Here is a 25,834-nt window from a genome sequence, read left to right as displayed (position 1 = left end):
CCATTAATTTGTTTCTGTTGGCAGTACATTTTTTACTTTATTTAAAACCTCGTTAGAAACTTTGTCATCAACAAAAATACTAACCGTACCTGTATCTTCACTTGACCGAATGAGTCGACCAATTCCTTGTCTTAATCTTAGAAGCATATATGGTAAATCAACTTGCTCAAAGGAATGTTCTGTTCCTTTTCGTTTTGCCTGAAAAACCGGATCATTTGGTGGAAATGGTAATGACCAAATGATGACATTGGATAACGAAGGACCTGGAATATCGAGACCTTCCCATAAGGAAACTGAGCAAAGGATACTTTGTTCACTATTTTGGAACCTAGAAACCAACCCACTGATTTCTTGATCTCCTTCAAAAAGAAACTCATATTTTTCATTCTTACAGCTCTCTTTAAATCTCTGGAGCTCTTCCTTTGAATTAAATAAGAGCAAAGCCCTACCCGCTGATTTTTCGATTTCATTCCATGCAAAATCCAGTTTCGATTGGAAAACATCCTCGTCAGTATTGAACATAGGTATTTGGATCTTCATCTGAGTGTCGTAGTCAAATGGTGATTCTACCGAAAATGATTGATAGTTATTGATTCCCAGACTGTTAGCAATATAGTCAAAGGATTTATTTTCAGATAATGTTGCAGAAGAAAAGATAAATGGAACTTGTTTCGAAAATACGTTCTCTGCTAAGATGGTTTCAACTGCTTGGGGCATTATGACAAGCGTGTAACTCTCACTGTCTGCTTCAACCCACGTAATCGCATCATTTTCTTCACCAAAAAGCTTTAATGAATATTCCAATTGGTCCAAGTATTCATCTACAATATGTAATTCGTATTGGTCAATTGTATAAGTTTCTGCCTCAAAAACAAGGTTATTGCCTATCTCAACAATCATTTGATGCAGTTTCTTAGCGGTGGCAACTAGTTGTACTGTCCGCTCAATATCCATTCGCTCAGAGCCCTCAACTGCTTGACTATTTTTCTGGAGACTTCTGTAAAACTGCTCATTTTGATCGATTGTATCCTCAATTAATTGTGCAAATTCTTCACGAATATCATTTCCTAACAACCTTGTTAACAGTGATTCCAAAGTTGATTCTTGGATACGATAAGTTAATGCTTTTTGTGCAGAGTATTCAAGTAAGTGGCCCTCATCAAAAACCACACAGCTGCTATCCGGTAAAAACGGAAGCTGTCCTTCTCTTTTCCGTGCTTCCATTGTCCACACATGCTCCATATAAAAGTCATGTGAGCAGACGATTAAATCAACGGCCTTTCGGTAATGTTCTCTAGAAAGTGTAAGCCCACATCGGTGTCTTAACTCGCAAGAAAAGCAGTCCTGAAAACTATCCCATGCAACACTTTTCCATTCTTCATCTGCAAGATCAGGGTATGTTTTTCTGTCTCCATAATGATGGAATGCTTGCATGGTAGTATGATTATGAACAAAATCCGGTAGTTCGTTATAAATTCTTGCAATTTTTTCATTGGTTGTCCTACGAGTAGCATGATCTAATTTTCGAATGCATAGATACTGATCCTGTGCCTTTGCAAGTCGAACATCAATATTCAAATCTAATGCGTCAGCTATTTTCGCAATATCCCCTTCAGGCTTAACAAGCTGTTCAATTAAGGACTCATCTGCACATGAGATAATCGCTGGCTTTCTCGTATATCGGGCATAACAAATAGCGTATAACAGATAAACAATTGTTTTTCCAGTGCCTACACCGGCTTCTGCAAACACAATAGATTTATCCTTAAACGCCCTCTCTAGTTGAAATGCCATAAAAATTTGCTCATCACGGAGCTCAAAACCTTTTTCAGGAAGGATGTCATAAAAAACATCGCCAATCCACTCATTTAATTTATCAAAGAAATTTTCATTTCTGGAAATTTGAAAGGGTAACCCTTCTCCAATCATATGTAAAAACCCCCAATACCAAGGTACGCGCCAATTTTTAATTATCTACTAGTAAATGTGGGAAGTCAATATTTTAAATAGTACATGACGTCTAGAACTAGCAAAATTAACAAAATAAAAACCCGCCGTAGCGAGTTTATTTTAGTTCTTTATTCATTCTTATATCGTAAATAATCAACGTCAATGGAAGTTGAATGAGACATGGCATGAAGAAGGTCGTTTTTTGCTTTGGCAATGGATTTAAGTGGATCCATCTCTTCACCGACTTCATTCTGAAGTGCCCGATATGTATCATTCAGCGCATCTTGAATTTTCTTAAAGTCTATATAATTCATCTTTCATTCACTCCTGGTAATTTTGTAGACACCAATAGAGTATATGTCCTTCAGAATAGAACTATTCATGAATTACTAGAAAAAAACGAAAATTTTTATTGATTTCTTGGTGGTCTTTTACCCCAATACTGATAATAATCTGTGCGTATAAACCCGTTAAACAATTTACGTTTTTTGGTAGCAGGCTTACCATATAATTGCTCAAACTCTGGATGCGACGTTAACATATAGACTGACCATGTATCATAAGTGCGAAGTACTTCTCCCATACTGCGATACATTTCTTCAACAGCTTTCTTTTCACCAAGTCTTTCTCCATATGGTGGATTACCGACAATCACACCGTATTCTTTAGTTGTTGTAAAATCCTTAACCTGCATTTGTTTAAAGTTGATGATATCTCCGAAACCAGCCTCATCTGAGTTATCCTTAGCAATCTGAATCATTCGATGGTCGATATCAAATCCACTAATATCCAGAGGCTGATCATATTTTGCTAAGTCCTCAACCTCTTGTCGTGCTTCATCCCATTTCTTTTTTCCAATCCAATCCCACTTCTCAGATACAAAATCTCGGTTAAAACCAGGGGCAATGTTTTGGCCGATTAAGGCAGCCTCAATCGGAATCGTTCCTGAGCCGCAAAATGGATCAACAAAAGGCTTATCTGGTGTCCAATTTGTTAGCTTGACTAATGTCGCTGCGAGCGTTTCTTTTAATGGCGCTTCCCCTTGTCCAGCTCGGTAACCGCGTTTATGGAGTCCGACTCCACTACAATCGATTGTTAAAGTCGCAACATCTTTCAGTAAAGCGACTTCAATCCGAAATAATGGTCCAGTTTCCTCAAACCAGCCAGATGTTTTGCGATAATGCTTTTTAAGACTGTCAACAACTGCTTTTTTAACAATGCTTTGGCAATCAGAGACACTAAAGAGTTTTGACTTTACTGATTTTCCTATAACAGGAAACTCTGCATTTTCTGGAATAATGTCCCCCCAATTAAGGGCTTTTGTCTTTTCAAATAATTCATCAAAGGTTGTGGCTTTAAATTCTCCAACCTTTAGCTTAATACGGTCTGCTGTTCTAAGCCATAAATTACTTCGACATATGGCTTGTTCATCTGCGACGAATGTAATTTTGCCGTTTTCAACGGTACATTCATAGCCTAAATCCCGCACTTCATTGGCAACAATTGATTCAATTCCCATTGCCGCCGTAGCAATAAGTGTTACTTTTCCCATTACGTTCACCCTAACTATGTACATTATGTATAGTAAAAGAATAAAGAAACTCACAGAGTAAAGCAAGAAATGCTATTAAATATCCTCAAAAAAACGTAAGCATACAAAAAGCTCTTCAATTATGAAGAGCTTTGCTTCTTTATTCATATTGGTCGTTTAATTAATAACGTTCTGTAAGCCATGTTTTGTTCCTTCGTACTTCAGTCGGCAAAACGAATGCCTCGTACTCCGGTGGTAATCATCTATCTACAGACGTTAGGACGCCTGTCCTTCTCCTCGTTCATTTCCAAAAGAGAAAGTGCCCCTACCATAATTTGGGTTTCTCGCTCGTGGGGTTTACCTCGTTCCACTCCTGTAATTTCTTACAGGACTTCGTCACTGTGGCACTTTAAAGGTAGTCAAACCATATCCTAATGGACTTAGGTTTTTTCCCTGCCGTTAGCAAAGTTCAACACTTTAGCTACCCTAGCTTATTTTTTCGCTAGGCACGAACACTACGGACATCTCAGTCCGTGCGAGCATGGACTTTCCTCTGCAGGTTACCCTGCAGCGATTACCCGAACGTTATTAATGTGTGTAAAAAATAGTATAGTGGAAAAACATTAAGATTGCAAGTAATTACGCACTAGTAAATTTTTCCTCGTTTATCTGGTCAGAAAACTTTCATCAGTCGTATAACTTACTACCAAAAACATGTTTTTCAAGGTTAGATAACCGTTTTAAAATATCAAAATTAGTTGTTCCTGTTTGTGCTTGTGGCTGTTTCTTATAAGAATCCTCTAACTGACGTTTTAAGCGGAGATTCTCTTGTTGAAGTTCCTCAATTTCTTGGTAAAACATTTCATAGTCCTTAATAATTACATCTAAAAATTTATCAACTTCTTCTTGTTTATAGCCTTTCATGCCTGTTTTAAATTCTTTTTCAAGTATTTGTGTGGCACTTAGTTTTATTTTATCTGATATCATATCATTCACCTCGATACACTTTCCCCATTATTCCTACACCTATTTTTTCAAATAATTCGTGTATTGTCAATTTAAATGGTGAAACCATTAGTAATCATTATTCGCGAATTGTTCTTCTTCAACGATTGCCTGAAGGTCATACGCATTTATTGTAATAAGCTGATAGTCTTCATTTTCAGCTTTCTTTTTTGCATCTGCATAGATATAACGAGGACTTCCATCCTTTTCCTCGTCATAGAAAATTAATAACGCATCACTTTTATCAAGGAAAAAAGCATTCTTCAAGCGGAATTGTGATGGATTATCATATTTTCGATTTGTGATGCTGTTTACATAGTCGGCTTGCGACAAAATAAGCTGATAGAATTCTTTGTTTGTTTCATTCCATTTTTCTTCTTGTTCTAGAAATGGAGTAATGACAGCAAGCCTTAGTTCAGGATATTCCTCTTGAAGTTCGAATGTAATTTCTGCTGCCCAAAGCTCAACACCAAGTTGTCCGCTTATAATGACCCATTCTAATCCGTCTTCAATTAAAGAGATCAGTTGCTTCTTAAGGGCTAGTTTAATATATTTGATTCCCGGATGATCCTGTCCAAAAATTCCAAGTTCAAATGGTTTATAGCCTGTAATTGCAACAACCTTTACCATGTCAACACTCCTTTACATCGAATAAAATTTCTCCTTAAAGTATGTAAAACAGGAACCATGACAGTTCCTGTTAGATCGTCTTATTATACGTTACATTTTTAGATTACGTTTTATTATTGAATTATCTTCCCATAAATGGTCTTGGTGGTCTTGGTCCACAATTAAAGTGTTGATTCGTTACCTCATTCGCAACAGATTCTGTGTGTGGGTAATAATGCATATGTTGATACATATGATGATTTACATGTTGCGTATGTGAAGGATGAATATGTGGAACAATTGTTTTACAGCAATGATGTTGGACACAACATTTAGTTGGGTGAACAATAGGTTGCATTACGTTTGTTGGACAATACATTTTATTTATCTCCTTTCCTTCATCTGTCTTACATTAATAGCCTATGAAGGAATGGGTAGTCATGTACTAATCAAAACACCTATTTTATTGTAAAAGTTTAGAAAAAGGCATAGGAGCCTTCTTTTATTCCAGTTAATACAATTACAGTTATTAAAAGTACAAAAAAGTACAGAAATAAAATTTTCTTATACATACATTTCTCTCTCCATCTAAAATAATATTTCCTTTACACAAAACACTATTTTACATGGTATTACAAAGTTCTACAATGACAAATGAAGGAAGTTTGCAAATCTTCATAAAATCGACAAACAAAGCGCGAAAAACCACTAATTATGCGCTTGCCTGGGTAATATTTTCTAACTTTTTTGAAGTTTCCTGGTTATTCTTGCAAGTCGCTTTTGAAACTCACTTTCAATCTTTTCATTTTTTGTCTTATTGCCTGGATCCTTGATTTCTTTCCATTTCACATATCCACTCTTTGCAATATCCAATGCGATATTATAATCCTTTGTGTAATGTTCATAATATTTCGCCAACTCCACACTTGCTAGAACAGCATCATGGTCTGCCCCATTTTCATGTACCTCACCAAATAGCTTTATTGCTTCCTCATGCTTTTTATCCTTCTTAGATAAAAACGCTAATGCAAGCTTTGCCTTCATTTCTTTGTCTGAGTCCACAGCAACAACCTGCTCATATAGTTCCTGAGCCTTTGAGGTTTCCCCAAGTGCCTCTAACCATCTCGCAATTTCGTATTTATCAGTCGTATATTTATTCTTTTCGTCAAGAATAACTGCACCTGATAAGTGAATATAAAGGGTTAGGAGCGATAGAATATCGATTTCATTATGGCGCATCACACCAAAAATCCCATCTGGCACCTGATTTTCGACATAATCAAAATAAAGAATCGGTGCTAAATAACCTGGTACGTCCCCATCACGCTGGATTTCAAGAATTTCTTTTTCAACATTTGAAAGTCTTACAGAATCGAGTTTGTTCTTCCATAATCTTCTTGCGGCATGGTATAAATCGAAATGCCTAAATTCTGGAAGTTTAGGTAACTCATCTCGAATTAATGTATGCCTTGTTTTCACTTGTGGCCAATCGAATGACTTTCCGTTATAAGTCACAAGGGTCGTGTAGTCAACACTTGAAAGAAAACTTTGGTAAAGGGCAACCTCGCTGCCGGGGTTAGGTAAAAAATGTTGCGTGAGAACAACGCGATCTTCTTGAACTCTTGCGTGTCCTAATAAAAAGATAGTGTTGCCAGTCCCCCCGCCTAATCCCGTTGTTTCAGTGTCAAAGAAAAACAAATCAGAAACTTGATGTCCTTTTGCAGACAGAGGATGGTTCAATACAGAATTATTCCACAGCTTAATTACATCATTTAATTTAGAAAAAGAATACAAGCCATGCTGAAAATCCAGTGGATACTCTACTTTACGAACCATACAATAGGTACCATCAAAATAAAAAGGTTCCGCTCCAAACTCTTTCCACTTATCTAAATAAGGAATTTCCTCCAAATGAACAGACTGCTCTAATGGCTTTTGCTTTACCTCTTCTTCATTCACAATATGATTTTTTAATCGATTTAATTTCCCTCTAATCGACATAACGGTGTCCCCTTTTAATATTTTGAAGGTTGTTTCAACTTTGTAATTAACGTAAGTGCATCACCTTTTGCTCGTTCATTTAGCACATCCGTACCAATACAAGAAGGACAGCCTGATTCACATGAACATCTACCAATTAATTCTTCAGATTCATTGAGGAGGTTTTCCATAACCTCATAAACTTTTTCACTCAAGCCTATTCCGCCTGGATATCTGTCATATAAAAAGATTGTCGGCTGCTCATTGTGAACAGCTTTCACCTGAGGAACAACATGTAAGTCTGATGGGTCACACATGGTCATTAATGGGGCAACATGTCTTAAGACATTGGCGACACCAACTAATCCTTCTTCGATCCTTTGATCACTTATCCCCTCAAGCTCTGATTTTTTCAAGCTAATCCATGCTGAAGACGTATGCAGTTCCTCTTCGGGTAAATGAATCGGTCCAGAACCGATATTTTCATGCGTTTCAAATTTTATTTTCTTAAAAATCGTCGCCATAGCCTGGACAGAAACATCCCCATAGCCGATTTCTACAGATTCCTCTGAGCGTTCCTTATCAACCTCAAGAACGCGAAGACTTACCGCTAGGTTGGCATCTGTAAAATAATCAACATCTACTTCTCTTACAAATGCTTTCTTTTCTTCCCAATCCAGCTTTTCAACTTGATATTGAATACCTTGATGTAAATAAATCGCTTCATCATGAAGTAATGTCATTGCACTAAACCGGTCCATTTCACCAATGACCTTGACAGCAGCAATATCCGTTTGATCAATAATGACAACATTCTCTTGAGAAGCAGAACGAAGGCTAATATTGTGGGCAGGAAACGAATCGTTCATCCAATACCATTTCTCACCATTCTGATGAAGAACTCTTTCTTCGGTTAAAAATTCTAGGATATCTTCCAGATCAAGTTCACCGAATGTATCGCCTGCTTTAAACGGCAATTCATAAGCAGCGCACTTAATATGATCAATTAAAATAACAAGGTTATTAGGATTAATTCGGGCTGTTTCAGGATTTCTACTAAAAAAGTATTCTGGGTTTTGAATCATGTATTGGTCCAGTGGATTGGAGCTAGCCACCATAAATATCACTGCTTCCCCTTGTCGACGACCAGCACGACCTGCTTGTTGCCACGCACTTGCGATTGTTCCAGGGTAGCCTGTCATAATACAAACTTGAAGCTGTCCAATATCCACACCTAATTCGAGCGCATTTGTACTGATAACTCCATAAATATCTCCATTACGTAGACCTTGTTCAATTTCACGCCGTTGCTTCGGTAAATAGCCACCACGATAGCCACGGATTGATTTCGGTCCAAGCTTATGTTTAACGAGTTCCTGTAAATACGTTAGGATGATTTCTACCCTTACCCTACTTCGTGCAAAAACGATGGTTTGAATTTTATTTTGTAAAAATTCACTGGCTAATTTTCGTACCTCAAGTGTCGCACTTCTCCGGATATTGAGTGGCTTATTGACAATTGGTGGGTTGTAAAAAACAAAATGCTTTCTTCCAGTTGGGGCACCATTGTTTTCTATTAACTCCATCTGGGTACCAGTTAAATCTTCGGCGAGTTCTTTTGGATTGGCAATAGTCGCTGAAGTACACATAAAGATTGGATTGCTGCCGTAAAATTCACAGATTCTCTTTAACCGTCTGATTACATTTGCAACATGGCTTCCGAAAACTCCCCGGTATGTATGTAGTTCATCAATAACGACATATTTCAGGTTTTCAAACAATGAAACCCATTTTGTGTGATGTGGGAGAATCGCAGAATGCAGCATATCCGGATTTGTGATGACAATATGACCGGCTTTTCTTACCTTTTGGCGGATGTTTGCCGGTGTGTCACCATCATATGTATAACTGTTAATTGCAACTCCCATTTCCTCAATGATTTCATTTAATTCGCTTTTTTGATCCTGTGCTAAAGCTTTAGTAGGAAATAAATAAAGTGCACGTGCCTGATCGTTTTCAATGATCGTTTGTAATACGGGAAGATTATAGCAAAGTGTTTTTCCTGATGCTGTTGGAGTTACAGCGACAAAATTTTCACCTCTTCGTGTTGTTTCGAAGGCGGAATGTTGATGGGTATATAGCTGATGTATGCCTCTTTTGTCCAATGCTTCTCGTAATCTATTATCTATGGATTTCGGCATGTCCATTGTTTTAGCAGATGTAGCCTCAATGGTATGCCAGTGTACAATATTTTTCGCGTATTGCGGGTTTTCTTTTATTATATCGATTATTTCATGGATATTTTTTCGAAACTTCATAATCAATCACCTCAGGATTCCTATCTCCTATTGTACAGAATAAACGTTCGTTTTTGAAGTTATTCCTACTGGTATATTTAAGCATACAAAAAAGCACACCTAAATAGGGGTGCTTTTTATTTCAGGTTCCACAAAATGTTTGATATGGCCTGTTTGTTGGCTCAGCTGGTTTTGCGTATTCAGCCTGGTCCGGGGAGTGCGTAAATGGATTTTTTAATACCTTTAACAGTTTACCCATGACATGATAATCACCTTCTGCAGCTGCTTCCAACGCTTCTTCAACACGGTGGTTTCTTGGTATGACAGCAGGATTCGATGTTTTCATTAATTCTTTTATCTCAACCTCTGATTTCCCTTGTCTAGATTGTCTTTCCTTCCATTTTTGCTGCCAGCTTTTAAATTTCTCTGTGTTACATATCTCAATGCTATCAAGTTTATCGAAGGTTAAAGCTACAAATGTATTCGTGTAATCTAGTTGGTTTGAATTCATCAGTTCCAATAGGTTTTCAATAAGACCCTTATCTTCGACTTCTTCATTGAACAAGCCAAGCTTTGCTCTCATCCCATTCAACCAATTTCCTTCATAAATCCCGATGTATTTTGACATTTCATCTTGTGCTAATTGAAGTGCCTTTTCTTCATTTTCATCTAATATAGGTAATAAGCTTTCCGCAAATCTGGCTAAATTCCAACCACCGATATATGGCTGTTTACCAAATGCATAACGACCACCCGTGTCGATTGAACTAAAAACAGTGGCTGGATCATAGGTGTCCATAAATGCACATGGTCCATAATCGATGCTTTCCCCACTTATCGTCATATTATCAGTGTTCATAACCCCATGAATAAAACCGACCAATTGCCATTTTGAAATCAAGGCAGCTTGGCGATTAATCATCTCTCGTAATAAAGCAAGGTACCGGTTTTCCTCATCTTTAATCTCAGGATAGTGTCGTTCTATCGTATAATCTGCTAACAATCGCAGTTCTTCGATTTTTCCAAGTCCTGCAATAAATTGAAACGTACCAACACGTATATGGCTTGCGGCCACGCGTGTAAGAATCGCACCAGGTAGAACTGTCTCTCGATAAACCGGTTCACCTGTCGTAACTACAGCTAAGCTTCGGGTAGTGGGGATCCCTAATCCATGCATCGCTTCACTTATAATATATTCACGAAGCATTGGACCAATTGCAGCACGACCATCACCACCGCGTGAATAAGGTGTACGACCTGCACCTTTTAACTGAATATCAAATCGTTTCCCATCTGGAGTCATCTGTTCACCGAGCAACACAGCACGGCCATCTCCAAGCATTGTAAAATGACCAAATTGATGACCAGCATAGCCTTGCGCAATAGGTTCAGCCCCCTCGGGAATCTTATTCCCAGCAAAGACCTCAACCCCATCTTTCTGCAAAGCCTCTACATCTAACCCAAGGAAGTCGGCTAAATACTTGTTTAAGATAACTAGTTCTGGTTCATTTACAGGAATAGGATCTGTTTTTGAATACAAATCCTTTGGTAAATGTACATAACTATTGTCAAAATTCCAGCCCATTTTATTTTTTGTAATCTCGAACACCCCTTTGTGTTTTTATTAATGCATCCTTAAGTAATACCAAAGAAAATTTGTAAAAGTATTTACTTCATGTTCAATTTCCGTTTGTAGAAAAGACAATTGAAATGGTTTTATCAATGGCTGAAGCACACTTTTTCGAATCCGCTCCCGCTGTAATTCTGACACAATCGTATCATATAAATCTCGCTGGTCGGTTGTAAAAGTTGCGTCCTTCTCTATATTCTTTGCTAAATCTAAAAGTTCCTGTAAGTTTAGTACCTTTCGATCAATTCTCGCTTGCAAAAAATGAAGTGACGACGAGTCAAGCAAAGTACTACCATTTTTGACCATAATTGGGATGATTGCCTCCAAATAGGTTAACAGCACCTCTACCGTCGTGTGCATTGGTTGTGTACTATTCGTCATCTTCATTGTAAATGAGATATAATGCATCATCCCATAAAAAAGAATCGAAAGTTCAAACCCATATGGCCTTATTTCATACCCATATACTTCTACAAATCGTCCTGCTAGCCATTCCAATTCATGAATCCGGTGATGCATCACAAGTTTTTTTAGTTCTACTTCATTTGAATTTAAAATCGCCTCAAAAATGGTATTGAGGTTACGCTCTCTATTTAATTTGGTTAGGATTGATATTTGTTCAACTAAAACAATGCGGTCCGTTTCATCTTTGCCAACCTGTAATTCCATACGAATTTGGCTAGCGTCGTAACGCAACCCTTCTAATATTTCTGCAATACAGTCATTTTTATTCGAGAAATAATTATAAAATGTACCTTTTGAAATATTGGCTTGTTCAATGATATCTTGTATCGAGGTTTGTTGAAATCCTTTCTCTACAAATAATTTCAAAGCAACGTCAGCCACTTTTCTCCTACGTTTATTCATACATCCTCCAACCGTTTCCTGTATATTCCAAGTAAACATTTTATTTACTATTACTAACATATTATACCTTAAGTATAAATATATTGCACAAATTGAACTGATGGTATAAAATCATCAAGTAAATATTTTACGAACGAATCGAGGGGAAGATGAATGGAGTCTACTTTACAACAAAAAAAACCACCATATTTAATGTTAGCTGTATTATTTATTGGGGCGTTTGTTTCTTTTTTAAATAATTCATTATTAAATGTTGCATTACCATCCATTATGATTGATTTAAATATCGAAAATTATTCTACTGTACAATGGCTTGCAACTGGATATATGTTGGTTAGCGGTGTTTTAATTCCTGCATCAGCATATCTAATCACACGTTTTTCAAATCGCAGCTTATTTATTACATCAATGGTCATTTTCGCACTTGGTACGGCTATGGCAGCATTTGCACCTAATTTTGGAGTATTACTTGCTGGTCGTATGGTTCAAGCAGCTGGATCTTCAGTTATGGGACCATTGTTAATGAACATCATGCTTGTTAGTTTTCCAGTAGAAAAGCGCGGTACGGCAATGGGCGTTTTTGGATTGGTTATGATAACTGCACCTGCAATCGGACCTACATTATCAGGATATATTGTAGAGCATTACGATTGGCGCGTATTGTTTGAAATGATTTTACCTCTTGCAGTAATCAGCTTAGTGCTTGCTGTTTGGAAATCAAAGAACGTGATGGAAGTAAACAAAAATGCAACAATCGACTATCTCTCCGTTATTCTTTCAACAATTGGTTTTGGTGGCTTACTATATGGATTCAGCTCTGCAAGCAGTGACGGATGGAGCGATACCCTTGTTGTTGCATCATTAGTTATTGGCGGGATTGCACTTATTGTCTTTATCTTACGCCAACTAAAAATAGATGAACCTATTCTTGATTTACGAGCATATAAATATCCAATGTTCGCACTAGCTTCAATCATCTCCATTGTAAACGCGGTAGCGATGTTCTCTGGAATGATTTTAACACCGGCATATGTACAAAGTGTTCGTGGAATTTCTCCATTTGAATCTGGTTTAATGATGTTACCCGGAGCAATTGTTATGGGAATTATGTCCCCGATTACAGGAAAATTATTTGACAAGTTCGGCCCACGTCTTCTTTCAATATGTGGGTTAGTAGTTACAGCAGTATCAACCTATTTATTATCACAACTGCAAATTGATTCTTCATACACCTATATCATAACAACATACACTCTTCGTATGTTTGGAATGTCAATGGTCATGATGCCGATTATGACAAATGGATTAAATCAATTACCTGCACGTTTTTATCCACACGGAACAGCTATCAATAATACAGCACAACAAGTATCTGGTTCAATTGGTACAGCCGTACTGGTAACTATAATGAATAGCGTGGCCAAATCAGAAGGCGAGAGTCTCATAGCTAATGTCGATCCAACCACATTAACTGAAAGCACTCAAGCTCTAATTGGTCAACAAGCTTTACTTGCAGGAATTAATTATTCCTTCCTAGTAGCGTTGGGTATTAATATAGTTGCTTTAATCTTAGCCATGTTTATCAAACGAGTAGATGTTAGTGACAAGGCTGTTCATGGGGCTGAAACTGCAAAACCAGTTAAAGCCGCTACAAATTAATTTTTCTCCCCTAACATTAGTTAGGGGTTTTTTCAATTCAACAAAAAAAAACAGATTCTATAATAGAATCTGTTTTGAACGGTTTATGATTGGTTCATTATGCTTTTTGAACATTAGCAGCTTGTGGTCCACGGCTACCTTCTTCGATATCGAACGTAACATCTTGACCTTCTTCTAACGTTTTGAACCCGTCACCTTGGATTGCTGAAAAATGTACGAATACATCGTCTCCACCTTCAACTTCGATAAATCCAAAGCCTTTTTCACTGTTAAACCATTTTACTTTTCCTTGTGCCATTATTGTTTCCTCCTATGTAATGCAACAAAAGTTGTTGCAAGGTAATGCATGAATTATTATGTCCATAGAAAAAACATTTTATAACTAAAAAATTATTTTCTATTTTTTGGTGGAGGAAATAGATAAAATTTTTATGCTAAAAAGCTTTTATTATGGTTGTTGACAACCTGTAATAATCTTGTATTGGTCTCCATCTCTGCTCCACATAATGGACAAGTTGGCTCTTGTGTGCTCTTAAAATTATCTCGTACCCATCCATTACATTCCTCAGCTGTGCATTCCCACACCTTTGTTTCCTCAGTAACAATTTCTTCGACTGGTCTTCTTCCAAAAGCCATTCAAATCATCTCCTTTGTTTTGGTTGGCACGAAACTTATTGCAAAGTATTGTTAAAAAAAGAAAAGCACATGGCGCCCGCCTATCGGTGACAAGCATAAGACTAGCGCTGACAGAAGGCGTTTTTTGCCTTCCGAAGCGATTGGCTTAGACCAGAGAGCCGATGGCGCCAGGAGCTAGACAATAAAAAAACTTATTATAAAAAGTGTTCTTTGTGCGCTTTTAAACTGGATAGCGCCACTACGGCTAACTTTGGCTTTAGGGCTTTTTGTTAACGCGAAGCTTCCTTGAGAAACTCCTTATAATAAGCATTACTATTAATTTAACTTAGTTAGTAAATATTATACCACTTTCTACCTATATTTGTAAAACGTACGTATTAATCATAAAGATGACAGGCTGTGAAATGAGATGGCTTTACTTCCTTCCACTGTGGAACCTCAATTGAACATCTTTCCATTGCATATTGACATCTTGTTCGAAACACACAACCAGATGGTGGAGATAATGGACTGGGTACTTCTCCTTCAAGCACAATTCGTTCACGTTTCACTACCGGATCAGGAATCGGCACAGCGGATAACAAAGCTTTTGTGTATGGATGGAGTGGTTCGTCATAAAGGGACTCACTATCCGTAAACTCAACCATATTTCCTAAATACATCACAAGAATGCGATCTGAAATATATTTAACCATTGATAAATCATGGGCAATAAATAAATAGGTTAAATCCATTTTTTCCTGTAAACTCTTTAACAGATTAACTATTTGCGCCTGAATTGATACATCTAATGCTGAAATTGGTTCATCACACACAATAAATTTTGGATTTAGAGCCAGGGCCCTGGCAATTCCAATTCGCTGTCTTTGTCCCCCGCTAAACTCATGGGGAAATCGATTAGCATGCTCTGGACGAAGACCTACCAATTCTAAAAGTTCCTTCACACGTTCTTTTCTTTTTTTACCTCTAGCAAGACCGTGGATATCAAGTGGTTCCGCAATAATATCCTCAATTTTCATTCTTGGATTTAAGGAAGCATAGGGGTCCTGAAAAATAATTTGAACATCTTTGCGAAACTCCTTCATTTGTCTTGGATTAAACTGATAAATGTTTTTTCCTTCAAACAGGACTTCACCTGCTGTTGGTTCAAATAATCGAATAATCGTTTTTCCTGCTGTTGATTTTCCACAGCCACTTTCCCCTACTAGTCCAACTGTTTCCCCTTTATTTATGATTAAATTCAAATCATTAACCGCCATTAACGGCTTCTTTTGGATAGAAAAGTATTTCTTTACATTTTTTATTTCTAGTAATGCTTCTAATTTCTCTACCACTTTCTTACCTCCCCCCTAAACGTGATTTAGACGATTTTTAGCCATCGGATGATTTAACCAGCATGAACTGTACTGTGTTCGGCTAACGCCTTCGAAAACTGGTTTATGTTCAGCACAAACTTTCATTGCCATTTCACACCTTGGATAAAATGAGCAGCCCTTTGGTGGGTCGAGTAAATCTGGAGGAGTTCCAGTTATGGTCGATAGTTTTTCATGCTTATCCATATCGAGACGAGGTACTGATTTTAACAATCCTTTCGTATAAGGATGAGTCGGATTTGAAAAGATTTCCTCGACACTACCTGTTTCAACAATTTCCCCTGCATACATCACAACGACCTTACTGCACATTTCCGCTACAACACCAAGGTCATGGGTAATTAAAATAATCGAAGTATTGGTTTGCTCTTGCAATTTCTTCATTAGCCTTAAAATTTGTGCTTGTATGGTCACATCCAATGCAGTTGTAGGTTCATCAGCAATTAGAAGTTTGGGCTGGCAGGCAAGGGCAATGGCAATCATCACCCGCTGTCTCATCCCACCTGAAAATTCATGTGGATATTGATGAATGCGCTTTTCAGGTTGAGGAATGCCCACCACCTCAAGCATGTTTACGGCATACTCAAGTGCTTCCTTTTTTGAAACCTTTCTATGACGAATGATACCCTCCGCAATTTGAACCCCAATCCTAGTCGTAGGGTTTAACGATGTCATAGGATCCTGAAAAATCATCCCTACTTCATTTCCTCTAATTTTCTCCATTGCTTTTTCTGATTTTCGTACTAAATTATCTCCATTTAAAAGAATAGAGCCCTTTTCGATTTTTGCTTGTGGGCTTGGAAGAAGCTTCATGATTGATTTAGCCGTCACACTTTTACCACAGCCCGATTCACCAACAATGGCAATTGCTTCCCCTTTTTCTACTGAAAATGAAACTCCTCTAACTGCCTTTACTTTTCCTGCACTTGTATCAAACGAAACATGCAAATCATTGATTTCTAGTATGTTTTCCATCTACTTTCCCCCTCTTCTAATCAATGCAGATAATCTATTTCCGCAATTTTGGATCGAGTGCATCTCTTAATCCATCTCCGAACACATTAAACGCGAACATTGTCAGTGAGATGAGAAAAGCTGGGAAAAATAATTGATAGAAATTCCCGATTAAAATACTACCTAATGCATCATTCGCCATCGTACCCCAACTAGCCTTCGGAGCAGGAATCCCAAGTCCTAAAAAGCTAAGTGTTGCTTCAGCAAATATTGCAGTTGGGACGGTCAATGTCACATTTACTAATATTGGCCCCATCGTATTTGGAATCATATGTCTTCTTAATATCCATGAGGTTTTTGCTCCCATCGCATTTGCTGCTTGGACATATTCATATTCCTTGAGTTGAAGCACTTGCCCACGGACCAGCCTTGCCATCGGTATCCAACCCGTTATGGACATTGCAATAATAATTGCCCATAAGCCTCTTTCAAGGACAATCATGACTAAAATAACCATTAGGAGATAGGGAATGGCATAAAGCACTTCCGCGATTCTCATCATCATATTATCGACTCTGCCACCGCGAATACCTGAGATACCTCCGTAAATAATCCCCGCTACAAAATCAATTAGAGCAGCCATTAGTCCGATAAATAAAGATATTCGCGCGCCATACCATGCTCGTGTAAACAAATCACGTCCAGATGCATCTGTTCCGAACCAATGCTCAGCATTCGGACGTAGGTTCTTTTTGGTAAAATCCTGCTCATAATACGTATATCCGTTTAAATGGGGTCCGATGATGGCCATGACTCCGATGATGATAATGATTATGAGCCCTATCATCGCTAATTTATTTTCCTTTAGACGATTCCAAACATCTCCCCAATAGGAAATACTGGGCCTTGCGATTTTCTCTGCTTCCGCATATTTCTGTTCAACTGGTGTAAACATATCTTCTGTTAGATTTGGTTGATTTTTCATTTACTCTCCCCCGTTACCTTAATTCTCGGATCAATCCACGTATAGGCAATGTCAACAATCAGAATGAAAAGAATCAGGATGGCTGAATAAAAAATCGTCGAGCCAAGAATAACAGGGTAATCTCGATTAAAAATACTTGTTACAAACATTTCTCCCATGCCCGGGATACCAAATATTTTTTCAATAATAAAACTTCCAGTTACAATATTGGCAATCAAGATTCCAACAATTGTAACGACTGGCAAAATCGCATTTCGAATCGCATGCTTTAAAATGATCGACCCTTTTTTAAGTCCTTTTGCTTTAGCTGTTAAAATGAAGTCCTGACTCATTACTTCGAGCATGCTTGACCTCATTAACCGTGCAATAAAAGCCATTGGCATCATCGCAAGTGACAGGGACGGCAAAACGGTATGTGACCATGATTTCCAGGTTGCAACAGGGAACCATCTTAATTCAACCGCCAAATAATTGATGAGAAAGGTTGCAAGAATAAAGTTTGGTACAGAAATTCCAATGATTGCGAGAATCATAGAGGAGTAATCAGGCCACCTATTCCGATAAAGGGCAGCAATGATTCCGAAAAGCAAGCCAAGTGGAATCGCAATTAGCAAGGCCTGAATTCCTAAATGTAAGGAAACTGGGAAGCCATTCACGATTAAGTCATTCACTGTTAAGGTTGAAGATTTATAAGAAGGTCCGAAATCAAACTGCAAGATAGAAAGTAAATAAAGACCATATTGAACATGTAAAGGTTTGTCCAAATTATAATAGCTTTGTAGATTATTATAGACTGCCTCAGGCATGGTTCCCTCTTGGGCAAATGGATTTCCTGGAATACTGTGCATGAGAATAAAAGTTAGTGTGACAATCACCCAAAGGGTTACAACCGCTAGGACAATTCGTTTTCCAATATACTTAAGCATGTTATCCCCCTCTAAAACCTTGATTGCTAGCGTTTTAAGTAGAACTTCTTCTACTATAGAAAAATCGGGGTATGCTACATTTCTAGCATACCTCGATTTTACCTGTTACCTAGTTTTTAATATCCGCATAGATGAACTGAGGATAACTATTAATTGGTGTATAGATACCAGTTACATGTGGCTTCACAGTAAATGGCTTTGTATAGAAATAAATTGGGATAATCGGCATTTCATCCATTAGGATTTTTTCAGCATCATGCATTGCCTTCATCCGTTCTTCTTGATCCATCGTTGTTTTCGCAAGATTGACAAACTTGTCATACTCAGAATTACTCCAGTTTGCGTCATTATATGGTCCATCTGTCACCCAAAGATCCATAAATGTCATTGGGTCTACATAGTCACCAACCCAACCCGCTCTAGAAATTTCATAGTCTCCTGCTTTTTCACGGTCAAGCTTAACCTGGAATTCAACATTCTCTAATGTAATCTCTACACCAAGATTTTTACGCCACATTTCTTGAACAGCTTCAGCTATCATCTTATGCCCTTCAGACGTGTTGTAAGTTAATGTTACGGCCGGGAACTTATCTAGCCCCTCTTCAGCTAATCCCTCTTCCATTAACTTTTTCGCCTCTTCAATATTTGCTTCAAATAGCTTACCTGTATTCTCTTGGAAATCCCCTGAAACATCAGGAATTCCTGGTGGCACTACTGAATATGCTGGTGATTGACCACCTTGAGCAACGTGCTCCACGATTGTTTCACGATCTACTGCCATAGATAAAGCTTTTCTAATCTTTGCATTATTAAACGGCTTCTTCTCTGTATTTAAATTGTAATAATACACAGCGAGGTCAGAGCCAATTTCGAATTCAGGATTATTTTCAGCTTTTAACTGACCAATTACATCCTGTGGAAGTGGGTAGACTAAATCCAATTCGCCTGATTGATACATTTGCCAAGACGTGTTTTCATCATCAATAATGACAAAATGAACTTCATCTAAATTGATTTTATCTTTCTCATAATAATTTTCGTTTTTCGCAAGCTTCATGCTTTCTTTATGCTTCCACTCTGTTAATTTGAATGCACCATTTGAAACATAGGATTCTGCTTCCTGGTACCAGTTTGGATTTGCTTCTTGAACAGCTTTATTAATCGGATAATACGTATAGAAAGAAGTTAAGTCTAAGAAATATGGTGTTGGTTGTGCAAGCTTGACTTCTAATGTCGTATCGTCCACTGCTTTTACACCAACTGCAGCTTCAAGCGCCGCTAAATCAGCACCGTCCTCTGCTGAGTTATATGCTTCTCCACCCTCTAAATAATAGAGTTGATATGCATATGTAGACGCTGTTTCTGGGTTTAAAGCATATTTCCACGCATATTCAAAATCATGAGCAGTAACAGGGTCACCATTTGACCATTTTGCATCACTTCTAAGTTTGAAAGTCCAAGTTAATCCATCCTCACTTGGTTCCCAGGATTCTGCCATACCGGCTACAATTTCACCTTCTGGCGTTTTCTTTGTCAACCCTTCAAATGCATGCTCAAGAATCCATGAATCATGAGTTCCTTGTGCAGTACCTGGATGCAATGAACCAGGCTCCTCATTATTATTTAGGCGAAGGATCTTTGGTCCAGATGATTCCTGTTCGTTTTCTTTACCTTCCTCACTAGGAGTTGATGGCTTTTCTGGTTCATTTGTCGTCGTTTCACCACTAAAGCAACCAGACAAAGCTAAAAAGATAGAAAGCAATAATACCAATCCAACTGAAAGCTTCCTTTTCAAAAAATTGACCCCCTATACTATTTTTTGAAATCATATGATTTCTACATTAAATCTATAAAAAAAATCATCAAAATATGACACTAGCGATGAATTTCTTTTCATTTTAAGTGATAAGTACTAGTTTTCCTTTCATACTTTAATACAACGACCTTTTAAGCCGATAAATAAATCGCAAGTGCTTTACCTGTAATCTAGTAGTTTGGTACACTTAAAGTAACAGTAGAGACTTGGAGTGATACAAATGAATCGAATCGAGATAACTGAGGTGTTACAAACCGTACCACTTTTTAAAGAACTAACAAGTAATGAATTAAATGAAATCGTGAACATTGCCCAATACCGTCAGTATAAAAAGGGCTCCCATGTCTTTATGCAGGACGACCCTTTAGAAAATGTTTATTTTATCTACCAAGGAAAAGTAAAAATATATAAAAATGATGTGAATGGGAAAGAACAAATTGTGACTGTCCAAAAGGATGGAGATATGTTCCCACATGTTGGTTTTTTCAGAAAAGGAAACTATCCTGCTTATGCTTTGGTGCTAGAGAATACAAAGGCTGTGGTTATTTCTATTTCTCATTTTGAAAACGTATTGCTACAGCAGCCGCAAGTTAGCATCAAGCTGTTTAGGGTGATGGGTGAGAAAATAGTAGACCTTCAAAATCGATTAGAAGCTCAAATTTTAAATAATACATACGAACAAATCATTAAATTAATCATGCGCCTTTGTAATACAGATGGCCAGGAGATATCTAATGGCAAAATCATGATTACAACTCAATTTACAAATAAGGATTTAGCCAATATGATTGGTACTACCCGTGAAACCGTTAGTAGAACTTTAACAAAACTAAAGAAAAAAGAAATCGTTGAGGTTGATGAAAAAGGAAACATCATGGTTGATTTTGAAAGCCTAGAGGAAGAACTATTCATTTAGAACTGAGGCCATTGCACTCAGTTCTTTTTTCATGCCCAAAATAAAAACATTTTGATATGAAATGAATATAGTGACAATAGATAATACGTCTAGGGAGGAGTATACGTATGAAAGATGAAAAGTCAGATAAACCAAACCCAAAAGATGAAAATGATGCATTCGGTCCACTTATGAAATCAATGAATGAGTTCTTTACCCAGCAACCTGTCAAACGACTATTAGATACAATAGACGAATTCTTCGAAAAACCATTCCCGTTTTCAACTATTCCCATTGATATGTATGAAACAGACACAGAGCTTATTGTTTCAGCAGACTTACCAGGAGTCAAAAAAGAACAAATTGATATCGAATACTCGGAAAGGTATATTACGATCACCGTTAACCATGTTGAAGAAGTGGAAGAAACCAATGAGAAAAAACATTATTATGTAAAAAAGAATTCTTTCAACAAAGCCAGTCGGACAATTTCGTTACCATACCCCATACACACAAACCACATTAAAGCATCTTATGTAAATGGTGTCTTAAAAATTCGGATACCTAAACCAAGAAAACGAAAAATCTCGATCGATGAGAGCATGTGAAATTACATGCTCTTTTTTACATACTTTCTTTCGAAGATTAGCATGATATGGCTAGGAGGTGTAATTATGGACAAAAAGGCAGGCAACCAAAATTTACCCGATTTTAAGGAATTAAATGATCGAATCATTGCAGATGCCAGTGATGAACCGATGCTTGTGATTAAAACGAATCTTGATCCTAAAGATGCAACTGAGGAAAACCCGTATTATAAAGAAATTGAATCAGATAATAGAGAGGAATTTACCTCTTTTTTTGAGGAATCCTAATAGAGGATGTTCAAATAATGATGAAATGGTGATCAATCGTGGATAAAACGCTAGGCTATTTAATAGAATCAATCTCAAATTATGGTGATGAGAATAAGACAAGCCGTGCTATTCTGACTAAGATGATAAATAATCAATACGCTTCAGAAGAAGCATTTGTAAGGGATTTAGATGAGGAAGAAATCGAATTTCTAAACAAAGTTTTACCTGAAGAAATTAATTATGCAATGGATGAAAAAGATTTTACACGTGTTCATCAACTTAATGAAGTATATGAATTGCTTTAGAAAAGGTGGATAAAATGGCAAACGGATTTAGTACGAAGCAGTATTCGAATACAAATGTCGAAGAAGTAAAACGATTGAATGCAAATTCTGGATTATCCTATAATGAAGCATTACAGCTTTTGGCAAAGCAGTACAATGAACAGAAGAAACCTAAATAAACCTATGTAAAAAGAAAGCTGAATATGTGACAGCTTTCTTTTATTTGTTCGGTGCTACACTTTAAACGTTTTTGTTAAGCCTTTCACAATTGAATTAACTTGGTTTACTGCCCCTACCATTTGCCCTGCTGTGTCCATCATTTTATTGATATCATAGGTCCCATCCTTTTTCTTAAATTGATTAAGGATGCCCCCCGCCCCTTTTGCTTTCATTTGATCCGAACCAATTGGGTTAGGGGTTGGATAAGGATTTGAATATGGAGTCTGATGTCCATATGGAGCATAACCAGGATAACTGTTCATGTTATAGTGCATATAGGTTGGAGGATTGTATTGATTCCAATTCGATTGGTACCCTCCTCCGTAAAATTGCTGATAAGTAGGTTGCCCATAATATGGCCAAGAATTACCATAAGGTCTAGCAGCATATTTGTTCCTGCGAAAATTTTGATACATGTGGAACAAACCTCCCGTGATGTTCTTTTACTATAGATTATGTAAAAGTTGGGTTAGGTGTTCAAAAAAAAGATACCCTTCTATCAAGGTATCTTTTACGGAGGGTTTATTGTGTTGGTTTTGTAGCCCTTTCAAGGATGTTATCAAGTACATATTGAACAGATTCATACATATTTTTAAAACGTTTGACTTTTGTATCTTGATAAAAACCTTGGATGGAGATGTGTTGGATATTTTCATGTGTAGCATCAATCTGATTAGGATGAAGATTTTTAGGAAACTCTTTTTTAATCCAATTAATCGCCAAATCTCTCCAACTATCTGCTATTTTCATTGTAGAATCTACAAAAGGTTTTACTTCTTTATAAAAATCCACTTCATAGGATTCACTCGTTTTAACATCCTCTAATCGTTTAAGGGATTGGTCACAGAGATCCTTTAAAATATTCGTCTTCGCCAATAGTTCGGTATACATTTTCTCACCTCAACATCTATCTTACCGCTTTAATAGCTTAATGTTAAGTGATAAGAATGCTCCTTATCGGTTTGCGATGATTGTCCAGGTTTTTGACTATGATATGTTTTTTGTAAAGAAATGAGATCATTTTCAAGCTTCTTAATATGAATCATTTTCTTTTCTTCCCCTTCATTAATACACAAATCTACTTCGGTCTGGATTTGCCTATCAATCGTGTTTAATGAATTAAGCAATTGATCAATATCCCCAAGAACATGTACTTTCGTCGTAAGTTCACCCTTCAACATATCCATCCTCCTATTCGGTCTTTTTTAGTTAATTCGATGCCGAAATTTTTCCTCCTGCACGCTTGACAAAACTAGTTTTTATTCGTCAAAGAAAGTGGTATTCCTCCAACAACTTTTCCTATTTTCGACAATGGTTTCCCGCATTTTAAGAATGTTATCTATGAAAGATGCTCACACTACTGGTAGGAGGTGAAGATTCCATGGCAAAGCAAAATAAGAAGAAAAATAAGCAAGAACGTAATGAAGAGAAAGCACCTGGTTATGGAGATAAAAAACTTGAAGGACCAGATAGACCATCAACATAATATACATACAAAGGCTGACTCTCAGCCTTTGTTTTTTAATAGCAGTTCTTCTAGTAGGATGCCTGCTTGTACTTGCTTTTGTTTTTTCAGGAACCATTTTGTAAGATCAAATTGGTCTCCTAGCTCCACTTCTTCAAACCATTTATCTTTTCTCTCCCCTTTATACCAATCTAATGTCTTGCCTTTATGGTGTTGGATAATCGGATAGGTAGTTCGTAAAAATGGTGTATTGCGAAATCTTCGTTCATCTATATACCTTTCATAATCATATCTTGAGCCAGTATGCTCTACGACGTTGGAAAATTGAATAAAAAATTTATAATAGTCCTTATGAAATAAAAGGGATGCAAGCTTTTTACCAAGTTCAATTCTATTATCTAGTTTTGTAAATTTATGAACGGAAAATCCAAATAATCTGCCATCCAATGTTGGAAAAAGGACTGAACTAAAGTGCAGAGTGTCCTGAAGATTATAGAAGAAACTTTGAAAGACCTTCCTATTTAATAATGGATGTTCGATTACAGGCATTTGAATGAGATTCTGTTCATTAATGATTTGGGCTGTTACCAAACGACCCCCATTCCCATATCGCCAAAAAAGCTCCCATTCTGCCTCGATAAATTGAGATACCGAAAACATTTTTAGCATGTAAAACAAAGGCTTCCCTATTTTTTTCGAGTACTCGTAAATCAAGAGTTGTGGAAATGCATCTGAAAAAATGAGCCAGTTTGCGCGTTCATATGTGTCGAATAAAATTTTTCTCTCTTTTTTTGTTAGAATTTTCGGGAACCATTCTCCTTCTAAATCCGTCATATTCCAACCTGCATTCCGTGAAACTTGACTTGCTAAAAATGACCATCGTATCTCTTTATTTCTTTTATAGTAAGTTGCATAACGCTTCGTACGCGAAATATTATCAATATTTCCTTTGGCTGTTTTTGATTGAATATCCAAAAGTAATTCTCTTTCTTCTATTGTTAGATGCAGTTCCTGGTTTCTACGAATATCTACCATTGTCTCTATTTGTAAAATATCGGTTTGTTTTTTTCTCATTCTTGGCACACCTCTTACCCATAGTGTGTCCATCCTTTAGAGCAACACGCCCCCAAAAGTATATTTTCAGCCGAATAGTATGTTATAGTGAAAAGTAATCCTTCTAGACCTGACCCTAATTGTTACAATTTCTTTAAACTAATTCTAAGAAATTTTTGGTATAATAGGTGTCTTAAGGGGGATGAGAGTATGGAGTTTCGTTATCCAAATGGGAAAGTATATAAGCCCCAACAGGTAAAAAATATACCACACCTCAAGCAAAGAATTTATGGGAATCGTGGGATGACACTTGAAGAAGATCTCAACGAAACAAATCAATTTTATTTGGAACAGGAAATTGCAGTTATTCATAAAAAACCAACACCTGTACAAATCGTAAATGTCGATTATCCGAAAAGAAGTGCAGCAGTCATAAAAGAAGCCTATTTTAAGCAAGCATCAACCACGGACTATAATGGTATTTACAAAGGTCGTTATATTGATTTTGAAGCAAAGGAAACGAAAAATAAAACCTCTTTTCCGCTTCAAAACTTTCACGAGCACCAAATAAAGCATATGTCTGATTGTGTAAAGCAAAACGGGATTTGCTTTGTAATTCTTCGTTTTACAACATTAGATGAAATGTATTTCCTTGAGGCCAAACACCTATTAACCTTCTGGAATCGAAAAATGGCTGATGGAAGAAAATCAATTACAAAAAAAGAAGTTGAAACATACGGACATCCATTATCTATTGGATTTAGGCCAAGAATTGATTATATTAAAGTTATTAATCAACTCTATTTTGAATCGTAAAAGGCTAGGAATGAAACATTTTGTTAT

General features: G+C 37.0%; 29 protein-coding genes and 1 other RNA gene. 8 read left to right on the top strand and 22 right to left on the bottom strand.

Annotated elements, in window-relative coordinates:
• Positions 1 to 3: 3 nt before the first annotated feature.
• The 11 genes from ACFSFW_RS01710 to ACFSFW_RS01660 all read right to left on the bottom strand — a co-directional run bounded on the left by ACFSFW_RS01710 (position 4) and on the right by ACFSFW_RS01660 (position 11,869).
• Complete coding sequence (locus ACFSFW_RS01710) at positions 4 to 1,929, bottom strand: ATP-dependent DNA helicase (protein WP_388034668.1); 1,926 nt, start codon at positions 1,927 to 1,929, stop codon at positions 4 to 6.
• 149 nt (positions 1,930 to 2,078) lie between these two features.
• Positions 2,079 to 2,264: a DUF3921 family protein gene (locus ACFSFW_RS01705; RefSeq protein ID WP_388034666.1), complete on the bottom strand. Its 186-nt coding sequence runs from the start codon at positions 2,262 to 2,264 to the stop codon at positions 2,079 to 2,081.
• A 95-nt stretch (positions 2,265 to 2,359) separates the two neighbouring features.
• Positions 2,360 to 3,502, bottom strand: coding sequence for a THUMP domain-containing class I SAM-dependent RNA methyltransferase (locus ACFSFW_RS01700; protein ID WP_388034663.1), 1,143 nt, complete (start codon positions 3,500 to 3,502; stop codon positions 2,360 to 2,362).
• A gap of 169 nt (positions 3,503 to 3,671) precedes the next feature.
• Positions 3,672 to 4,067: RNase P RNA component class B (rnpB, locus tag ACFSFW_RS01695), an RNA gene on the bottom strand.
• Positions 4,068 to 4,168: 101 nt separating this feature from the next.
• Positions 4,169 to 4,468: a cell division regulator GpsB gene (gpsB, locus tag ACFSFW_RS01690; RefSeq protein WP_099351630.1), complete on the bottom strand. Its 300-nt coding sequence runs from the start codon at positions 4,466 to 4,468 to the stop codon at positions 4,169 to 4,171.
• A gap of 87 nt (positions 4,469 to 4,555) precedes the next feature.
• A complete protein-coding gene (locus ACFSFW_RS01685) occupies positions 4,556 to 5,116 on the bottom strand; it encodes an SLOG family protein (protein WP_099362779.1) in 561 nt (186 codons plus the stop codon).
• A 121-nt stretch (positions 5,117 to 5,237) separates the two neighbouring features.
• Positions 5,238 to 5,474: a spore coat protein gene (locus ACFSFW_RS01680; RefSeq protein WP_099362778.1), complete on the bottom strand. Its 237-nt coding sequence runs from the start codon at positions 5,472 to 5,474 to the stop codon at positions 5,238 to 5,240.
• A 359-nt stretch (positions 5,475 to 5,833) separates the two neighbouring features.
• Positions 5,834 to 7,096, bottom strand: coding sequence for a ribonuclease H-like domain-containing protein (locus ACFSFW_RS01675; protein WP_388034658.1), 1,263 nt, complete (start codon positions 7,094 to 7,096; stop codon positions 5,834 to 5,836).
• Between the two features lie 14 nt (positions 7,097 to 7,110).
• A complete protein-coding gene (locus ACFSFW_RS01670; protein WP_304219060.1) occupies positions 7,111 to 9,393 on the bottom strand; it encodes a DEAD/DEAH box helicase in 2,283 nt (760 codons plus the stop codon).
• 121 nt (positions 9,394 to 9,514) lie between these two features.
• On the bottom strand, positions 9,515 to 10,957 hold the full coding sequence (locus ACFSFW_RS01665) for a protein adenylyltransferase SelO (protein WP_304219122.1): 1,443 nt from the start codon (positions 10,955 to 10,957) through the stop codon (positions 9,515 to 9,517).
• Positions 10,958 to 10,996: 39 nt separating this feature from the next.
• Positions 10,997 to 11,869, bottom strand: coding sequence for a TetR/AcrR family transcriptional regulator (locus tag ACFSFW_RS01660; RefSeq protein WP_304219058.1), 873 nt, complete (start codon positions 11,867 to 11,869; stop codon positions 10,997 to 10,999).
• 153 nt (positions 11,870 to 12,022) lie between these two features.
• Here ACFSFW_RS01660 and ACFSFW_RS01655 point away from each other — a divergent pair, with 153 nt between their 5' ends.
• Entirely contained in the window at positions 12,023 to 13,528 is a 1,506-nt protein-coding gene (locus tag ACFSFW_RS01655) for an MDR family MFS transporter (protein ID WP_304219055.1), read from the top strand.
• A gap of 97 nt (positions 13,529 to 13,625) precedes the next feature.
• Here the strand turns inward: ACFSFW_RS01655 and ACFSFW_RS01650 are convergent, their stop codons facing one another.
• From ACFSFW_RS01650 to ACFSFW_RS01620, 7 genes are all read right to left on the bottom strand, one after another.
• Positions 13,626 to 13,826, bottom strand: a complete 201-nt coding sequence (locus ACFSFW_RS01650) for a cold-shock protein (RefSeq protein ID WP_099351638.1) — start codon at positions 13,824 to 13,826, stop codon at positions 13,626 to 13,628.
• 131 nt (positions 13,827 to 13,957) lie between these two features.
• Entirely contained in the window at positions 13,958 to 14,164 is a 207-nt protein-coding gene (locus tag ACFSFW_RS01645) for a cold-shock protein (protein WP_099351639.1), read from the bottom strand.
• A 377-nt stretch (positions 14,165 to 14,541) separates the two neighbouring features.
• Positions 14,542 to 15,498 (bottom strand): ABC transporter ATP-binding protein, encoded by a 957-nt coding sequence (locus tag ACFSFW_RS01640; protein ID WP_388034652.1) that lies wholly within the window; start codon positions 15,496 to 15,498, stop codon positions 14,542 to 14,544.
• Between the two features lie 15 nt (positions 15,499 to 15,513).
• Positions 15,514 to 16,512: an ABC transporter ATP-binding protein gene (locus ACFSFW_RS01635; RefSeq protein ID WP_388034649.1), complete on the bottom strand. Its 999-nt coding sequence runs from the start codon at positions 16,510 to 16,512 to the stop codon at positions 15,514 to 15,516.
• 34 nt (positions 16,513 to 16,546) lie between these two features.
• Positions 16,547 to 17,476, bottom strand: coding sequence for an ABC transporter permease (locus tag ACFSFW_RS01630; protein WP_304219045.1), 930 nt, complete (start codon positions 17,474 to 17,476; stop codon positions 16,547 to 16,549).
• Positions 17,473 to 18,402, bottom strand: a complete 930-nt coding sequence (locus tag ACFSFW_RS01625; protein WP_388034647.1) for an ABC transporter permease — start codon at positions 18,400 to 18,402, stop codon at positions 17,473 to 17,475. The genes ACFSFW_RS01630 and ACFSFW_RS01625 overlap by 4 nt, the downstream gene beginning before the upstream one ends.
• A 109-nt stretch (positions 18,403 to 18,511) precedes the next feature.
• Positions 18,512 to 20,197 (bottom strand): peptide ABC transporter substrate-binding protein, encoded by a 1,686-nt coding sequence (locus ACFSFW_RS01620; protein ID WP_304219038.1) that lies wholly within the window; start codon positions 20,195 to 20,197, stop codon positions 18,512 to 18,514.
• A gap of 241 nt (positions 20,198 to 20,438) precedes the next feature.
• Between ACFSFW_RS01620 and ACFSFW_RS01615 the strand changes: the two genes are divergently transcribed.
• From ACFSFW_RS01615 to ACFSFW_RS01595, 5 genes are all read left to right on the top strand, one after another.
• On the top strand, positions 20,439 to 21,134 hold the full coding sequence (locus ACFSFW_RS01615; protein ID WP_304219035.1) for a Crp/Fnr family transcriptional regulator: 696 nt from the start codon (positions 20,439 to 20,441) through the stop codon (positions 21,132 to 21,134).
• A 107-nt stretch (positions 21,135 to 21,241) separates the two neighbouring features.
• Positions 21,242 to 21,721: an Hsp20/alpha crystallin family protein gene (locus ACFSFW_RS01610; RefSeq protein ID WP_388034643.1), complete on the top strand. Its 480-nt coding sequence runs from the start codon at positions 21,242 to 21,244 to the stop codon at positions 21,719 to 21,721.
• Positions 21,722 to 21,787: 66 nt separating this feature from the next.
• The gene (locus ACFSFW_RS01605; protein WP_304219029.1) at positions 21,788 to 21,988 is read left to right on the top strand and encodes a hypothetical protein; all 201 of its coding nucleotides are present in this window, start codon (positions 21,788 to 21,790) and stop codon (positions 21,986 to 21,988) included.
• A gap of 38 nt (positions 21,989 to 22,026) precedes the next feature.
• Entirely contained in the window at positions 22,027 to 22,275 is a 249-nt protein-coding gene (locus ACFSFW_RS01600) for a sigma-G-dependent sporulation-specific acid-soluble spore protein CsgA (RefSeq protein ID WP_121449657.1), read from the top strand.
• A 14-nt stretch (positions 22,276 to 22,289) separates the two neighbouring features.
• A complete protein-coding gene (locus ACFSFW_RS01595) occupies positions 22,290 to 22,433 on the top strand; it encodes a hypothetical protein (RefSeq protein WP_304219024.1) in 144 nt (47 codons plus the stop codon).
• Positions 22,434 to 22,487: 54 nt separating this feature from the next.
• Here the strand turns inward: ACFSFW_RS01595 and ACFSFW_RS01590 are convergent, their stop codons facing one another.
• The 3 genes from ACFSFW_RS01590 to ACFSFW_RS01580 form a co-directional block, all read right to left on the bottom strand.
• Complete coding sequence (locus tag ACFSFW_RS01590) at positions 22,488 to 22,889, bottom strand: YppG family protein (protein WP_304219021.1); 402 nt, start codon at positions 22,887 to 22,889, stop codon at positions 22,488 to 22,490.
• A gap of 106 nt (positions 22,890 to 22,995) precedes the next feature.
• Positions 22,996 to 23,364, bottom strand: a complete 369-nt coding sequence (locus tag ACFSFW_RS01585) for a YppE family protein (RefSeq protein WP_388034639.1) — start codon at positions 23,362 to 23,364, stop codon at positions 22,996 to 22,998.
• Positions 23,365 to 23,393: 29 nt separating this feature from the next.
• Positions 23,394 to 23,654, bottom strand: a complete 261-nt coding sequence (locus tag ACFSFW_RS01580) for a hypothetical protein (RefSeq protein ID WP_388034637.1) — start codon at positions 23,652 to 23,654, stop codon at positions 23,394 to 23,396.
• Positions 23,655 to 23,854: 200 nt separating this feature from the next.
• Here ACFSFW_RS01580 and ACFSFW_RS24275 point away from each other — a divergent pair, with 200 nt between their 5' ends.
• On the top strand, positions 23,855 to 23,959 hold the full coding sequence (locus tag ACFSFW_RS24275; RefSeq protein ID WP_502306326.1) for a hypothetical protein: 105 nt from the start codon (positions 23,855 to 23,857) through the stop codon (positions 23,957 to 23,959).
• A gap of 21 nt (positions 23,960 to 23,980) precedes the next feature.
• On the opposite strand, the gene ACFSFW_RS01575 is transcribed toward ACFSFW_RS24275, so the two are convergent.
• On the bottom strand, positions 23,981 to 25,012 hold the full coding sequence (locus tag ACFSFW_RS01575) for a DUF2515 domain-containing protein (protein ID WP_388034634.1): 1,032 nt from the start codon (positions 25,010 to 25,012) through the stop codon (positions 23,981 to 23,983).
• Positions 25,013 to 25,201: 189 nt separating this feature from the next.
• Here ACFSFW_RS01575 and recU point away from each other — a divergent pair, with 189 nt between their 5' ends.
• A complete protein-coding gene (recU, locus tag ACFSFW_RS01570; RefSeq protein WP_304219010.1) occupies positions 25,202 to 25,807 on the top strand; it encodes a Holliday junction resolvase RecU in 606 nt (201 codons plus the stop codon).
• Positions 25,808 to 25,834 lie beyond the last annotated feature (27 nt).

Source organism: Ferdinandcohnia salidurans (assembly GCF_042680725.1).
Classification (GTDB): Bacteria; Bacillota; Bacilli; order Bacillales; family Bacillaceae_L; genus Ferdinandcohnia; species Ferdinandcohnia salidurans.
Note: the sequence above shows the minus strand (reverse complement) of the source record. Positions and strands in the feature narration are given on the sequence as shown.

Coding starts and splice junctions, on each gene's coding strand:
- ACFSFW_RS01680 (WP_099362778.1), bottom strand. CDS start 5,474: ATGTATTGTCCAACAAACGTAATGCAACCTATTGTTCACCCAACTAAA.
- ACFSFW_RS01610 (WP_388034643.1), top strand. CDS start 21,242: ATGAAAGATGAAAAGTCAGATAAACCAAACCCAAAAGATGAAAATGAT.
- ACFSFW_RS01645 (WP_099351639.1), bottom strand. CDS start 14,164: ATGGCTTTTGGAAGAAGACCAGTCGAAGAAATTGTTACTGAGGAAACA.
- ACFSFW_RS01675 (WP_388034658.1), bottom strand. CDS start 7,096: ATGTCGATTAGAGGGAAATTAAATCGATTAAAAAATCATATTGTGAAT.
- ACFSFW_RS01710 (WP_388034668.1), bottom strand. CDS start 1,929: ATGATTGGAGAAGGGTTACCCTTTCAAATTTCCAGAAATGAAAATTTC.
- ACFSFW_RS01575 (WP_388034634.1), bottom strand. CDS start 25,012: ATGAGAAAAAAACAAACCGATATTTTACAAATAGAGACAATGGTAGAT.
- ACFSFW_RS01585 (WP_388034639.1), bottom strand. CDS start 23,364: ATGTATACCGAACTATTGGCGAAGACGAATATTTTAAAGGATCTCTGT.
- ACFSFW_RS01625 (WP_388034647.1), bottom strand. CDS start 18,402: ATGCTTAAGTATATTGGAAAACGAATTGTCCTAGCGGTTGTAACCCTT.
- ACFSFW_RS01595 (WP_304219024.1), top strand. CDS start 22,290: ATGGCAAACGGATTTAGTACGAAGCAGTATTCGAATACAAATGTCGAA.
- ACFSFW_RS24275 (WP_502306326.1), top strand. CDS start 23,855: ATGGCAAAGCAAAATAAGAAGAAAAATAAGCAAGAACGTAATGAAGAG.
- ACFSFW_RS01670 (WP_304219060.1), bottom strand. CDS start 9,393: ATGAAGTTTCGAAAAAATATCCATGAAATAATCGATATAATAAAAGAA.
- ACFSFW_RS01615 (WP_304219035.1), top strand. CDS start 20,439: ATGAATCGAATCGAGATAACTGAGGTGTTACAAACCGTACCACTTTTT.
- ACFSFW_RS01700 (WP_388034663.1), bottom strand. CDS start 3,502: ATGGGAAAAGTAACACTTATTGCTACGGCGGCAATGGGAATTGAATCA.
- ACFSFW_RS01665 (WP_304219122.1), bottom strand. CDS start 10,957: ATGGGCTGGAATTTTGACAATAGTTATGTACATTTACCAAAGGATTTG.
- ACFSFW_RS01630 (WP_304219045.1), bottom strand. CDS start 17,476: ATGAAAAATCAACCAAATCTAACAGAAGATATGTTTACACCAGTTGAA.
- ACFSFW_RS01580 (WP_388034637.1), bottom strand. CDS start 23,654: ATGTTGAAGGGTGAACTTACGACGAAAGTACATGTTCTTGGGGATATT.
- ACFSFW_RS01605 (WP_304219029.1), top strand. CDS start 21,788: ATGGACAAAAAGGCAGGCAACCAAAATTTACCCGATTTTAAGGAATTA.
- recU (WP_304219010.1), top strand. CDS start 25,202: ATGGAGTTTCGTTATCCAAATGGGAAAGTATATAAGCCCCAACAGGTA.
- ACFSFW_RS01660 (WP_304219058.1), bottom strand. CDS start 11,869: ATGAATAAACGTAGGAGAAAAGTGGCTGACGTTGCTTTGAAATTATTT.
- ACFSFW_RS01655 (WP_304219055.1), top strand. CDS start 12,023: ATGGAGTCTACTTTACAACAAAAAAAACCACCATATTTAATGTTAGCT.
- ACFSFW_RS01705 (WP_388034666.1), bottom strand. CDS start 2,264: ATGAATTATATAGACTTTAAGAAAATTCAAGATGCGCTGAATGATACA.
- ACFSFW_RS01590 (WP_304219021.1), bottom strand. CDS start 22,889: ATGTATCAAAATTTTCGCAGGAACAAATATGCTGCTAGACCTTATGGT.
- ACFSFW_RS01685 (WP_099362779.1), bottom strand. CDS start 5,116: ATGGTAAAGGTTGTTGCAATTACAGGCTATAAACCATTTGAACTTGGA.
- ACFSFW_RS01635 (WP_388034649.1), bottom strand. CDS start 16,512: ATGGAAAACATACTAGAAATCAATGATTTGCATGTTTCGTTTGATACA.
- gpsB (WP_099351630.1), bottom strand. CDS start 4,468: ATGATATCAGATAAAATAAAACTAAGTGCCACACAAATACTTGAAAAA.
- ACFSFW_RS01650 (WP_099351638.1), bottom strand. CDS start 13,826: ATGGCACAAGGAAAAGTAAAATGGTTTAACAGTGAAAAAGGCTTTGGA.